The organism is Hydrococcus rivularis NIES-593 (genome assembly GCF_001904635.1).
GTDB classification, from domain to species: domain Bacteria; phylum Cyanobacteriota; class Cyanobacteriia; order Cyanobacteriales; family Microcystaceae; genus Hydrococcus; species Hydrococcus rivularis.
Map to the genome: position 1 here is coordinate 44047 of NZ_MRCB01000020.1, position 12243 is coordinate 56289.

Below are 12243 nucleotides of genomic sequence, written 5' to 3' on the forward strand. Positions count from 1 at the left end.
CAAATCTTATGGCTCTACCTTGATTCTTTGCGTTACCATCGTCATGCCGTCGCTGCGCACCAAAATAGCGGAAAGCCAGCGATGGCCTGCTTGGTCGGGAGCTTTAGCTCGCTTAAAAAGTCCGCCAGCCGACAGCAATTCTAACTCGACTGCACCTGGAGTAAGATAGCGCTTGCCATCGACTGGCTCGTCTATTGCCGTTCCTGCCAACAAGTCGTTTCCTAATGGTTCTTGTACGATCGCGTCAAATTCAAATTCCTGTCCGACTTTTAAGGTTTCTGGCAAAACAATTGTGACTTTGAGGGGGGGAGTGCCAGAAGTCACTTCCGTTTTTTCTGTCAAGATTTCCTGACGAACGAGCTTTTGGTCGCGAAAATACTGACGAGATTGGATAGTTGACTGAAGTTGAATCGTTCTTCCTTTCTGCTCGCTAGTTCCCGTAACCGTGGTAAGCGTTTGTGCCATTAACCCTTCCTTGGTATTTTCCCAAGACTGGAGTTCTGTCTTGTATTGTACGTTGTTGAAGCGTTTCCAAAAGCGATCGAGGGATTGTTCTAGGGAGGTATAATTCAACCCATCCGAGTTCTTGAAATCAGGACTGTAAAATTCCATCACCTGTTTGAGATCTTTCTGATTGGCAGCAGCTTCTATCTGTGCCATCGACGTTTTCAACTCAGGTGGCGCAGTTTCCGGACTTTCTGCCCAACTAGCCATTGCGCTACCAATCGCCAAGCCAAGACCGAGCAGAAAAGAAATCGACCAGCGAGACTGTTTGGAACAAAAGGGAAGACCGAACGTTCTACAATTGCGCATCAGTGATAGGTTGAATAGTTGTTAGTAACTCTTATTCATTGTAAGTCTTAAACTTTCACCGACAACAGTTGTGACTCAAACACCAATGCGATTATTAATTGCAGCAAGCGGCACTGGCGGACATCTATTTCCTGCCCTAGCGGTGGCAGAACAACTTAAAGAGTACAAGATTGAGTGGTTGGGCGTTCCTAACCGTCTCGAAAAAACTCTAGTCCCCTCCGACTATACCCTACATACCATTCCCGTCGAAGGATTTCAAACCCGTTTGGGCATCAAGACGCTTCAAATAGGGCTGCGTCTCATCTCTTCCGTTGTGCGGGTACGACAGCTAATTAGAAAGCACCAAATCGAGTTAATCTTTACAACGGGAGGCTATATCGCTGCTCCTGCCATATTAGCTGCTCGCTTGCAAGGAATCCCAGTCATTCTCCACGAATCCAACTTTCTCCCCGGCAAAGTGACCCGTTGGTTCAGTCGTTGGTGCAGCACTGTCGCGCTTGGTTTTGAAGGATCGTCTCAATATCTTCCCGGTGCTCAAACTTGCTGGGTTAGTACGCCCGTCCGCTCTCAGTTTCTCGCGCCACAACCTTTGGATTTACCCATTCCTGACGATGTACCTTTAATCGTTGTCGTCGGTGGTTCTCAAGGAGCCATTGCAGTCAATCAAATGGTGCGTCAGTGCGCCCCAGTTTGGTTACAAGAGGGAGCCGTTATCGTCCATTTGACGGGAGACAAAGATCCAGAAGCAGAGATCTTCAAACATCCCCGCTATTTTTCTTTGCCTTTCTATCAAAATATGGCTGGGTTGTTACAGAGAGCTAATTTGGCAATTAGCCGCGCCGGTGCAGGAACGCTAACGGAATTAGCCGTTACAAAAACGCCTGCAATTTTAATTCCTTATCCCTACGCGGCAGAAGACCACCAAGCCTATAATGCTAAGGTATTTGCCGATGCAGGGGCGGCATTTATTTACCGTCAAGGGGAATTAACTGCCGAGCTTTTGGAAAAGCAGGTTTTAGACTTGTTAAAATCGCCTGAAAAACTGCAACAAATGTCAGAAAAAATAGCAAATCTGACATTACTCGATAGTGCAGAACGGCTAGCTAATTTGGTGCGTCAAACAGTTGGAGAAAAGCGATAATTCGGAGCCAAAAGATCGATCGATTAAAATTTTTCCCCAATTACATCGTCAGATTAGATAGATTAGGATTGCCTTGAGAAGCTTTTGTTCCCACAACTTTGGGTACGCCTGCAACTAACTCTAAATTTTGGCAATTGAGTATTAACCAAGGTTGACCTAGATTTAATCGAGCAAAAGGACTTTCTTGAGGGATTTCTAGATTGCCGTTTACTATCTCAAATTGCGATTTAAACTCACTGTTGAATAAAAGTAAGTCCGACTCTAATCCACCAAAAACATTACCATTCAAAGGCTGTTGCCACCAGGTCGCAAAACTAAACCATTCTTTTTTGTAGCGAACTCGGCACAATTGTCGCTCTTGTTGACGAACGCTGACGCTATCTTTTTTCCATATAAATTCTGCCATTTCTTTGGGCAGTCCCCAAATTTCTCGACCCCCAGCAACGGAGTCCTCATTATCGACGTAAATATGAGAAATCCACGCGCCGATTTTTCCTTGATAGCGTACTAAAGCGGCAACAACAATTAATTCATTGTATTCCAGTATCGAACCTGATTCGTAAGCAGATATGTATGTGCCTCCTAATGTTTTTCCAGGTAAGATGGAGATAATTTCTAATTCTGGAGGCACAAAAGGACGTGAATTTTCGAGATCGACTAAATGCAAGGTTTGGATAGCGCGTCCTTGAAGATTCCAGGGGGCAGGAGGATATTTAACAGTCATCAGTTATCAGTTTTTAGTTATCAGTAGGGGTAAAGCATTCCTTACAGGTTGTCCCAAAAGTATAGAGTGTCATGTTGAGCGTCGCGGTAACGAAGCGAAATATCTTCTACCGATTCGCAATTATCAATTCGCAATTAGTTTAATTATCGATAACAAAATTTAACTCGTAATCCATCGCGGGGATGGGGAGTGGGAATGGTTACTAAGTTTAAATCCTGACTGGGTAATAATTCCCAATCATAGTCTCGCACCAACATGGTAGCAAAAATTTTCATTTCCAATCGAGCGAATTCTTTGCCCAAACATTCTCGCAAACCGCCGCCAAAGGGGACATAGCCAAAGCTTTGCTGTTTGTCTTCTGCCCTATCTGGGGCAAAGCGATCGGGATCGAAGCGATCGGGATTATTATAAATACTTGCATCCTCATGAGTTCTCCCAATTTGATACTGGATCGACCAACCTTTGGGAATCGAGTAACCTTTGAATTCGCACTCTTCAATGACTTCTCGAAATCCTCCTCCGACTGGCGAGATAACCCGTAGAACTTCCTTGAGAACTTGTTCTAAATAGGTCATCTGTTTCAATTTATCGATTGTCAGAGGTTCGGAAAAATTAAGTCGATCTTGTTCTTCGCGAATGCGAGACAGCACTTCTGGATGCTGTGCCACCAATAGACAAAATGATGCTAGCGCAGAAGTTAATGTCTCGTGACCTGCAAATAACAGTAACAAGATTTGATCTTTGAGTTCGTCTAGAGATAAGCTATTTCCTTCTTCATCCCTCGCCTGTAACAATAACCCTAAAGCATCTTCACCAAGTTTTTGCTCTTGCTGTCGCCGCAAGACGATCTTTTCGATCTCTTTCAACATTTCAACGCGACAACGTAATGCCTTGCCAAAACTCGTCCAAGGTAAGGGGATGGGAATACTAAACAAACCCGCACACCAGTCTTCAAACAGCTTACTTAATCTAGTTTCGGAACCGCCATCAGTGCCTACTAATAAATTACTAGCAATATCAAAGGTGTAATTTCTCAGTTCTGGATACCAAGTTAATGTACCCATCCCTTGCCACTTTTCCAAATACTTCTTGGTAAAGCGTTCCATCGCGGGAATATAATTTGCCAGTGCCCTCGGTTGGAATGCTTGGTACATCAACTTGCGACGCGAGGTGTGAAAGCTTCCCGTATTCGTGGCAAGAGAGTTGGAACCTAGAAGAATTTTCGTACTTTTGGGCCAAGTAGCAACAAAATATTTATTCTCGTTAGAAAAGATAAAGCGATTCGCTTCTGCACCGCAGATATAGATAGTGGGACGGCCAAAAATATTGGTCTTGAAAACTGACCCGTACTTTTTTTGTCGCTTGTCTGCAAAATTGCGATCGCGTAAAAGACTTATCGTCTCTCCTATAACGGGCAATCCAAAGCTACCTGGCGGTAAAGGGAGGGATTGCTTCTTTTTCAGTGCATTTTGCATAAGAGTTTTCTAGATCCGAATCTCATTTGCTTTATATTTTATTTACTTTTCTTTAAAAGGGGAGGAATTGTCATCGTTGCGATCGCGTTACACTGTTGAGGTATACGTATACTGTTCCTGATGTGATGGTAGTAGCGGGCGAACCAGAGTATTTTAACAATCGCACGGATACAATTACTAATCCCTTGCTCATTATAGAAGTACTTTCAAAATCCAACCAAAGCTATGATAAGGGAGAAAAATTTGATGCTTATCGAACGATTGCTACGTTCCAAGAATATATTTTAATCGACCAAAATCGGATCTATATAGAACAGTATTATAAGACGGCTAAAAAACAATGGACGTTGTATGAATATGATGAAGAAGATAAGACAATTTCTCTAACTTCAGTAGAGTTTCAAATCTCTTTGATAGATATTTATAACAAAGTAGAATTTGAAGTGGACGATCGATTAGATAGTCAAGCGATCGATTAAAAACGCGATCGCGTTAACTTTAAAACTTTTACAACTTCTTCAATCAAAAACTCAGTCGATCTTAACGCTAGTTTGAGGAACGAGACCCACGAGGATCGACTCCTGGTTGGCGGTCTACTAAACGAATTTGATTTTGCTTAACCACCACCGTTACCAACGGTAAAGGACGTTTTGCCGGACCCTTTTCCACTCGTCCCATCGCATCGTACTCGGAACCATGACAAGGACAAACAAAACGATTTCGTTCTGACTTCCAATCCACCGTGCAGCCTAAGTGGGTACAAACGGGACGAATCCCATAGGGGGCAATTTGGTGTTTTTCAGTAATTATGAGATAAGTAGGTTTTGATAAACCTTCTAATTCTACGGGAATTCCTGGCACTGCCTTGGCTAAAAGCGATGGCGGATCGATTGGGTTTCCTTGATTGTCAATGGCTTGAACACCAGGCAGATAGTTTCTACACCGAGAATTATAAGGGAATAAAGAACACAGAGTTTCTAGTTCTGTTTCTTGACTTTTTACAAGATTAGGAAAAAGCCATCCAAGTGCTACAGTTCCAGCCGTACCTGCCACCATGTATATAAGGAATTGTCGTCGATTTTTCGGAAAGGTAGAGTTTTTCATTGGATTTTTCAGTCATTACTTAAGTTTGTAACTAATCGAAGTCCGCGTCGAGTTAACAGAAAGTATCTTTTAAAATTTTCAGAATTTTCTATAGTTTGCTTTATCTTAATTTTGCCAAAATGAGCCTACGAAAGAGGTGCAAAAATTATTGGTGCAATGGCAAGGTAAATATTTAGAAAGAATTGTTTTAGCAAGAGTCGTCCGTCTACACTTACAAAATAGAGTATTAGTATACGGCAATCGTACCGTTGTCTTCGGCTAATCTTTGCGTCTGGGCGCGAAATAAAAAATCCCTTATGTTCCAGGAGTAATCTACTATGCTGCGCAAACCCAAAAAAGCTTGGAATCCTTCCATTTGGGCAAGTTGGAAACCATTTGGAATCGGCGAACAATACCCTAACAACTACTGGGAAGTTATTAGGGCAGCTTTAGTCAACTTTGATGAATTGCCCTATGCCTGGGAAATTCTCAACAAAGGTGTTTGCGACGGTTGTTCTCTCGGTACCACAGGAATGAAAGACTGGACGCTAGATGGCTTGCATCTGTGCAACGTCCGGTTGCGTCTGTTGCGCCTCAACACTATGCCAGCTTTTGACCATAAAATTCTCGAAAATTGTGAACAATTATACACAAAAAGCAGTGCCGAATTGCGAGATATGGGGCGACTTCCCTATCCGATGAGAAGGGATATAGGGGATAAAGGATTCCGTCGCATTAGCTGGGATGAAGCGCTAGAAACAATTGCCAGTCGCATTCGCGCCACAACACCCGAACGCACTGCTTATTATGTTACCAGCCGAGGTACGGTTAACGAGACTTACTACGCCATCCAGAAGGCAGTTAGGGCAATGGGTAGCAACAATGTTGATAATGCTGCCAGAATTTGCCATTCTCCGAGCACTAGCGCATTGAAAGCAACTTTGGGAGTAGCAGCGACGACTTGTTCTTACAAAGATTGGATAGGAACCGATTTATTAGTCTTTATTGGTTCCAATGTCGCCAACAACCAACCCGTCACGGTGAAATATCTGCACTGGGCGAAAAAAGCAGGTACTCGCATCGTCGTTATTAACACCTACCGCGAACCCGGAATGGAACGTTATTGGGTGCCCTCTATTCCTGAAAGTGCGTTATTTGGCACCAAATTCGCCGAAGATTTCTTTCTAGTGAACGTGGGCGGAGACATACCATTCCTCAATGGTACCATCAAACATATGATAATCAACAATTGGCTCGACAGTCAATTTATTGATAATTACACCAACCATTTTGAGGAATTAAAAGCGACTTTAGACGCTCAATCTTGGGAGGAATTAGAGTCACTTTCTGGGGCATCTCGCGAAGAAATGTATGCCTTTGCCAAAATGGTTGGCGAAGCCAATAAAGCCATCTTTGTGTGGAGTATGGGAATTACCCAACACGAATGCGGCGAAGAGAATGTCAAAGCCATTATTAATTTAGCCCTAACAAAAGGTTTTGTCGGACGAGAAGGCTGCGGTTTAATGCCAATTCGCGGACATTCTGGAGTCCAAGGCGGTGCAGAAATGGGATGTTATTCCACCGTCTTTCCAGGAGGAAGAAAAATTTCTCCGGAAACTGCCAAAGAAATGAGCAAACTTTGGGGGTTTGAAGTTCCTCAGACCAAAGGGTTAATCGCTTCAGATATGATAAATGCAGCGGCAGAAAGTAAGTTAGATGTTTTATTCTCAGTTGGCGGTAATTTTTTAGATGTTTTACCAGATCCTAATTATGTCGAATCGGCTTTATTAAACATCCCTCTTCGAGTTCATATGGATATTGTTTGTTCTAAACAAATGCTTTTAGAACCCACAGAGACTGTTATTTTACTCCCTGCAACAACTCGTTATGAAATCCCAGGCGGCGTAACAGAAACCAGCACCGAAAGACGAGTAATTTTTAGTCCAGAAATCCCCGGACGGAGAATCGTCCAAGCGCGTCCGGAATGGGAAGTGTTTATGGAGTTAGCAAGAAGAGTTCGTCCAGAATTAGCCGATAAATTATTTTTCGAGAATCCAGCTGCTATGCGCCAAGAAATTGCTTTAGTGATTCCTCAATATGCAGGGATTCAACATCTTCAAGAAGCAGGCGATCAATTTCAATATGGCGGTTCTCACTTATGCTTCGGATGGAAGTTTCCGACACCAGATGGGAAAGCAAATTTTGCCGCCTTATATCCTCCTAGAAATGAGTTACCAGAAGGCTATTTTTTAGTCACAACGCGCCGAGGCAAGCAGTTTAATAGCATGGTGCAAGAACACAAGGATCGAATCACTGGTGCAGTTCGAGAAGCGGTGTTAATGAGTTCGGTTGATGCAGAGAAATTCGGATTAAAAAATGGAGATGTCGTGGTGTTGAAAAATGATTTAGGGGAGTATAAAGGACGCGTTTATACGGCACCAGTTAAACCAGGGAATTTACAAGTCCATTGGCCAGAAGGGAATGTATTGTTGGATAAAAGCAAAAGATCTCAGGAAGGGGTGCCGGATTATAATGCTCTGGTTAGGTTAGAGAAGGTGTAATAAAAAATAATAACATTAAAATTTTTAATTTTGTCTTCCAAGTTTTAGGGGAATATAAGGTTTAGCTAAAGTCCCTCCATCATAATAAAGTTGATTATCATTAGCTAACCGAAAACGAACTCTAACTGTTTTTCTCTTGTTAGTCGCACTGGTTCCTTTTAAATAAAGTAGATCGTCGTCTAATTCCCATTGACCCTGCCAAATTTCGTCTTGAATGGTTTCTTGATTTTGATAAACTCTATGTCTGGCAAAATAGGTTCTATTAGAGCGAAATTCATATCCATAGTACATGGTAAAATCTTTTTCCTTTCGATAGCCTCGCCATAATCCAACTATGAAGCTTTGTTGTTCTGGTTGAGAAGAGTCTTCTGGTGGTAAATTGTTATGAATGGGGTTTAAATGGTTTTCTGTTTGGCTGTAAGTTATTGTAGATAGCGTTAATAGAGCTACTGTAGTTAGTAAAGAAATTATGATTAATAATTGATTCATTGCGTGACATGGAAATATTATCTTTGTCGCTTAAAAGCTGGTTTATAGACTTTGCTTGGGCAATGTTCTGCATCAATTTCAATTACCAAATCGACTAGATCTGGATTTTTAGTTAATGGAGTAATGAATAATTCTGGATGAAGCGATCGCCAGAAATATTCGACAAAGCGATCGATTTCCTCATCGCTCATTCCCGATTTTCCAGAAGCCATCATTTTCTGTTCTGCTTCCCGTCGCCATTGTTTGCTCAAGCGATAATCGACGGGATAGAGGACGATTAAGCGATCCAATCGTTCCCACAGGGGTAGATAGTCTTTCAAGCGTTCGTTGGTATCCCGTGCAAATTGTTTGTCTTCTGGCGTTAAAATCGGCGGTGGCGGGTTTTCAAAGGCGCTCTCATCGACGGGACGCGCACCGACAAACCAGCCTTCAAATAAAACGATATCGACTCGATCGATCGCTTCCAGTTCTGTTCTATCTCCCGTACCATTGCGCGCTGATTTATCGAAACGAGGGACTAAAATAGGAGTGTGGCAATGACGAATTCGGTCTAGAAGCTGTATGCCTAATTCGACATCATGAGTTTCTGGCGGGCCTCGCCAAATCAGTCTGGGATCTTGTTGTTGTAGTTTTTGGCGTTCGGCATAGGTTTTATAAAGGTCGTCGATGGATACGCCGATAGTCGCGTAACCGAGATGGCGAAGAATTATGCAACTGACTTCAGCTAGAGTCGTTTTTCCCGTTCCCTGTCCGCCTAAAATTCCTTGGATGAGAGGACGTTCTAGCTTGTTTCTCGCTTCGGCAAGTTGCATCGCTAAAGGAAGCCACAACTGCCATAACATTGATAGGATAGCATGCGATCGCGTCAAACCAAATTTCTGACACAATTGCACTACCTCGTCATAAACGACCAAAAAGAGACGCGATCGCGCTTCAATCTTTTCTAAACCATTCTCTTGAGTAATGTCAAATGCTTGTGCTCGTTGAGAATCAACGAGTTCTTGGGCAAGTAATTGTTGTAGTTGTTTTGAAGTGGGTCGATCGCTGCTAGTCCAATTTTGTAGAATGGAAATGATCGCTGTATGCATCGACTAAGATCCGAGTTTGAAAGCTTCTAAAAATAGACTATAAATCATGCCAATTTTGAAGAAATTTAAGACTTCTAAAAATAGCGATCGCCGCTCGCGTCTATAAAAAATTCGACTGACAAATTCTACAAACAGAAGTACGAATCCGGCTGCTATGATATCCCACTCAGCCGCTTGTCCGGCAGTCGTAGAAAGCGCCGACCCGGCAAAAAAGCCAAATAGCACGCCAATCAGAATAAGCGAAATGCGCCGCCAGGGATTGCTAAAGAAGCGATCGATCCTTGTGAGTGCTACGTCAGCAAGCGTGTTGAGACGAGTGCGTTGCATAATCGACAGTAACTATTCTCAAAACTCCCGATTCATCTGGTGATGCGGTTGAGTAACCATAAAGAGGTTACAATTCCTACAAAGTAAGCAGTAATAGCAGTAGTATTGGCTTGAATGCTAAACATATCGACGGGGAGAACGAATCGAGCAGATGCTCCTCCAACTCCCAACCCCGGACTTTGTTGTAAAGACTTGATTAAGACGCTGCCGACGACTGCTTGAGTTCCCATAATAGAAAATAACAATCCCAGTATATTAGTAGTTAGTCCGATTCTAATTACCTTGATCGTGTCTGCTTTTTTGGGACGTATGGCTGGATTGGGATTGTTGAGCAATTTGGCGATGTTCGTGTAGCGGAAAGAATAGTAAATGCATACTCCCAAGGTAATTAATCCGCAGATAGCAAAAAAAACGCCAACTCCCGTTCCTTGACTTCTTTCGTCATTGCCCAACAAAGAAGGAACTGCTAAAAGCAAGGCGAGTGTGGATATAACCCCTAAAACGATCTGAACCCAAAAGCAAATCCAGCCCGACCATCTTAAATTTGATGAAACTCGCTGTGCTTCTGGGGGGATAGCAGTAATTTCAGAGTCTTTTCTCATAGGAATTTCGCATTGGAAAAGCAACGAATCTATCGAGCCGATATTGGCTATTCTTTCTTTATTGTCGTATCTTTGAGGTTGACTTGCCATAACATGGCAACCAATCTGAAGCATTGCTTAAAGATCGTTCTAATTTCATCGTATGTTGCTCGTGCTAAATCTGTTAAAGTCCGTCAATCTTGCTAGGCTATAAACAAGCGAGTCATCACGAAGCTTGAGGAGAGGAAACACTGTGCCACACACTATCGTCACGGAAATCTGCGAAGGCGTTGCCGACTGTGTAGATGCTTGTCCCGTTGCTTGCATTCATCCCGGACCCGGTAAAAATGCTAAAGGAACCGATTGGTACTGGATTGACTTTGCTACTTGCATCGATTGCGGCATTTGCTTGCAAGTCTGTCCGGTTGAGGGTGCAATCGTTCCGGAAGAACGACCCGATTTACAAAAAACACCATAATAGAGAGTTGTTATTCGTTGTTCGTTGTTGGATAGGAGTTAAATAACTAATAACCAACAATCGATAACCAGGAACTAATAACCAACAACCAATGACTAATTTATTAGAAGTTGAAAATGTTTATGCGGGGTACGTTCAAGATTTAAACATCCTGCAAGGAATTAATTTTCGCATTGCACCCGGAGAATTAGTAGCGGTAATCGGTCCGAACGGTGCGGGTAAATCTACCTTAGCAAAAACCATTTTTGGGCTACTAACTCCCAGTCAGGGCAAAATTATTTTTAAAGGCGAAAATATTGCCGGTCTGAGATCTGACCAAATTGTCCGTCGGGGAATGTGTTATGTCCCGCAAATTGCCAATGTCTTTCCCACTCTATCGGTAGAAGAAAATTTAGAGATGGGAGCTTATATTCGTAAGGGATCGTTGCGATCGCAAAAAGATACGATCTACACGATGTTTCCCAGGCTAGCAGAAAGGCGAAACCAGCGTGCGGGAACCTTATCTGGAGGCGAACGCCAAATGCTAGCGATGGGACGAGCATTAATGCTCGATCCAGATTTGTTAGTATTAGACGAACCTTCTGCTGCCTTGTCGCCGATGTTAGTCAATAGCGTTTTCGAGCAAATTAGGGCGATCAATCAAGCAGGAAAAGCCATTGTTTTGGTCGAACAAAATGCCAAGAAAGCCCTGCTGATGGCAGATAGAGGATATGTCCTAGAAAGCGGACGCGATCGCTTTGAAGGTTCTGGTACAGATTTACTAAACGATCCAAAAGTTGGCGAACTGTACCTGGGCGCAGCTTATCATGCTAAGACCAAAGAGTCGCGATCGCAAAACTAATTTTATCCTATGACACGCTCATAGAAATTGTGCGATCGCGACTCGAAAAATCTCAAATCTCAAAAGCGGTCAAATTCTGTCTATGCTAAAAAGAGAAAAGTTTGCAATGCTCCTTATTGGTTATGCCAACTAAGATTGTCTGGCAACAAGATAGTAGCCAACCCGATAATGCTAATAACTTCGCCGCTATCAAACAGTGGTGGGCAGATCTTAACGCCAAAGAAGTTGCTTGGCAGCAGCGATTAATTCCCGAAAGCGGCAATCCCGATGAGATCGACTGGGATTCACAGCGATTTGACGAAAAATTTGCCTTGCAACTCCCCGAAATTCGCGGCATAACTTTATACTGGTACAAACCTGGTTCTGAGGGAACGCGCAATATCACGGCTAAAAAGCTAGAACTCGACACGGCACGCCAGAAGCTTTATATCTATCCCCTATCGCAACCCCAATTGGTCATTCGCGTCGGCAAACCCGATATTATTTATCAGACGATTGAGTTAAAAGATCCGCTGATTGCAGGCACGTCGGTGGGCGATAATTGCGTGCTTTTATTGCGAGATTCCAAACAGCAAATAGAAGTCAAATTGACGCTGAGTCGTGCGAGTTTGGGTAAACTTCTGGAAAATTTGCCCGGATAAA

14 protein-coding genes and 1 pseudogene are annotated in these 12243 nt (G+C 43.0%); 7 read left to right on the top strand and 8 right to left on the bottom strand.

Annotation, left to right across the window (positions count from 1 at the left end; genetic code table 11):
* Nucleotides 1-6: 6 nt before the first annotated feature.
* On the bottom strand, nt 7-813 hold the full coding sequence (locus tag NIES593_RS15765; RefSeq protein ID WP_073600490.1) for a hypothetical protein: 807 nt from the start codon (nt 811-813) through the stop codon (nt 7-9).
* Between the two features lie 85 nt (nt 814-898).
* Between NIES593_RS15765 and murG the strand changes: the two genes are divergently transcribed.
* A complete protein-coding gene (murG, locus tag NIES593_RS15770) occupies nt 899-1954 on the top strand; it encodes an undecaprenyldiphospho-muramoylpentapeptide beta-N-acetylglucosaminyltransferase (RefSeq protein WP_073600491.1) in 1056 nt (351 codons plus the stop codon).
* Between the two features lie 40 nt (nt 1955-1994).
* Here murG and NIES593_RS15775 read toward each other — a convergent pair whose 3' ends face one another.
* Together NIES593_RS15775 and NIES593_RS15780 are read right to left on the bottom strand one after the other, a co-directional pair.
* Nucleotides 1995-2678 carry an acetoacetate decarboxylase family protein gene (locus NIES593_RS15775; protein ID WP_073600492.1) on the bottom strand — a complete coding sequence of 228 codons (684 nt, stop codon included), beginning with the start codon at nt 2676-2678 and terminating at the stop codon, nt 1995-1997.
* Between the two features lie 143 nt (nt 2679-2821).
* Nucleotides 2822-4153 (bottom strand): cytochrome P450, encoded by a 1332-nt coding sequence (locus NIES593_RS15780; RefSeq protein ID WP_073600493.1) that lies wholly within the window; start codon nt 4151-4153, stop codon nt 2822-2824.
* A 92-nt stretch (nt 4154-4245) separates the two neighbouring features.
* Between NIES593_RS15780 and NIES593_RS15785 the strand changes: the two genes are divergently transcribed.
* Nucleotides 4246-4632 carry a Uma2 family endonuclease gene (locus NIES593_RS15785; RefSeq protein WP_425432544.1) on the top strand — a complete coding sequence of 129 codons (387 nt, stop codon included), beginning with the start codon at nt 4246-4248 and terminating at the stop codon, nt 4630-4632.
* A gap of 67 nt (nt 4633-4699) precedes the next feature.
* On the opposite strand, the gene NIES593_RS15790 is transcribed toward NIES593_RS15785, so the two are convergent.
* Nucleotides 4700-5257, bottom strand: coding sequence for a Rieske 2Fe-2S domain-containing protein (locus NIES593_RS15790; protein ID WP_073600494.1), 558 nt, complete (start codon nt 5255-5257; stop codon nt 4700-4702).
* Between the two features lie 160 nt (nt 5258-5417).
* Between NIES593_RS15790 and NIES593_RS25265 the strand changes: the two are divergent.
* Together NIES593_RS25265 and NIES593_RS15795 are read left to right on the top strand one after the other, a co-directional pair.
* Nucleotides 5418-5519, top strand: a pseudogene (locus NIES593_RS25265) (formyltetrahydrofolate deformylase); the annotation flags it as partial.
* Between the two features lie 55 nt (nt 5520-5574).
* Nucleotides 5575-7797 carry an FdhF/YdeP family oxidoreductase gene (locus NIES593_RS15795; protein ID WP_073600495.1) on the top strand — a complete coding sequence of 741 codons (2223 nt, stop codon included), beginning with the start codon at nt 5575-5577 and terminating at the stop codon, nt 7795-7797.
* A 24-nt stretch (nt 7798-7821) separates the two neighbouring features.
* On the opposite strand, the gene NIES593_RS15800 is transcribed toward NIES593_RS15795, so the two are convergent.
* From NIES593_RS15800 to NIES593_RS15815, 4 genes are read right to left on the bottom strand one after another with little or no spacing between them, the layout of a single operon-like run.
* Complete coding sequence (locus NIES593_RS15800) at nt 7822-8286, bottom strand: hypothetical protein (RefSeq protein WP_073600496.1); 465 nt, start codon at nt 8284-8286, stop codon at nt 7822-7824.
* Between the two features lie 17 nt (nt 8287-8303).
* Nucleotides 8304-9374, bottom strand: a complete 1071-nt coding sequence (locus NIES593_RS15805; protein WP_073600497.1) for a glycerate kinase — start codon at nt 9372-9374, stop codon at nt 8304-8306.
* A gap of 3 nt (nt 9375-9377) precedes the next feature.
* Entirely contained in the window at nt 9378-9701 is a 324-nt protein-coding gene (locus NIES593_RS15810) for a DUF565 domain-containing protein (RefSeq protein ID WP_015142723.1), read from the bottom strand.
* Between the two features lie 32 nt (nt 9702-9733).
* The gene (locus NIES593_RS15815; protein ID WP_073600520.1) at nt 9734-10303 is read right to left on the bottom strand and encodes a DUF3611 family protein; all 570 of its coding nucleotides are present in this window, start codon (nt 10301-10303) and stop codon (nt 9734-9736) included.
* Nucleotides 10304-10535: 232 nt separating this feature from the next.
* Between NIES593_RS15815 and NIES593_RS15820 the strand changes: the two genes are divergently transcribed.
* The 3 genes from NIES593_RS15820 to NIES593_RS15830 all read left to right on the top strand — a co-directional run bounded on the left by NIES593_RS15820 (nt 10536) and on the right by NIES593_RS15830 (nt 12242).
* Nucleotides 10536-10760: a ferredoxin family protein gene (locus NIES593_RS15820; RefSeq protein ID WP_015142721.1), complete on the top strand. Its 225-nt coding sequence runs from the start codon at nt 10536-10538 to the stop codon at nt 10758-10760.
* 91 nt (nt 10761-10851) lie between these two features.
* Nucleotides 10852-11601 (top strand): ABC transporter ATP-binding protein, encoded by a 750-nt coding sequence (locus NIES593_RS15825; protein WP_073600498.1) that lies wholly within the window; start codon nt 10852-10854, stop codon nt 11599-11601.
* A gap of 122 nt (nt 11602-11723) precedes the next feature.
* Entirely contained in the window at nt 11724-12242 is a 519-nt protein-coding gene (locus tag NIES593_RS15830) for a hypothetical protein (RefSeq protein WP_073600499.1), read from the top strand.
* Nucleotide 12243 lies beyond the last annotated feature (1 nt).

Bases quoted from the DNA above. Each gene is read 5' to 3' on its own strand.
- NIES593_RS15765 (WP_073600490.1), bottom strand. From the start codon at position 813: ATGCGCAATTGTAGAACGTTCGGTCTTCCCTTTTGTTCCAAACAGTCT.
- murG (WP_073600491.1), top strand. From the start codon at position 899: ATGCGATTATTAATTGCAGCAAGCGGCACTGGCGGACATCTATTTCCT.
- NIES593_RS15775 (WP_073600492.1), bottom strand. From the start codon at position 2,678: ATGACTGTTAAATATCCTCCTGCCCCCTGGAATCTTCAAGGACGCGCT.
- NIES593_RS15780 (WP_073600493.1), bottom strand. From the start codon at position 4,153: ATGCAAAATGCACTGAAAAAGAAGCAATCCCTCCCTTTACCGCCAGGT.
- NIES593_RS15790 (WP_073600494.1), bottom strand. From the start codon at position 5,257: ATGAAAAACTCTACCTTTCCGAAAAATCGACGACAATTCCTTATATAC.
- NIES593_RS15795 (WP_073600495.1), top strand. From the start codon at position 5,575: ATGCTGCGCAAACCCAAAAAAGCTTGGAATCCTTCCATTTGGGCAAGT.
- NIES593_RS15800 (WP_073600496.1), bottom strand. From the start codon at position 8,286: ATGAATCAATTATTAATCATAATTTCTTTACTAACTACAGTAGCTCTA.
- NIES593_RS15805 (WP_073600497.1), bottom strand. From the start codon at position 9,374: ATGCATACAGCGATCATTTCCATTCTACAAAATTGGACTAGCAGCGAT.
- NIES593_RS15810 (WP_015142723.1), bottom strand. From the start codon at position 9,701: ATGCAACGCACTCGTCTCAACACGCTTGCTGACGTAGCACTCACAAGG.
- NIES593_RS15815 (WP_073600520.1), bottom strand. From the start codon at position 10,303: ATGAGAAAAGACTCTGAAATTACTGCTATCCCCCCAGAAGCACAGCGA.
- NIES593_RS15825 (WP_073600498.1), top strand. From the start codon at position 10,852: ATGACTAATTTATTAGAAGTTGAAAATGTTTATGCGGGGTACGTTCAA.
- NIES593_RS15830 (WP_073600499.1), top strand. From the start codon at position 11,724: ATGCCAACTAAGATTGTCTGGCAACAAGATAGTAGCCAACCCGATAAT.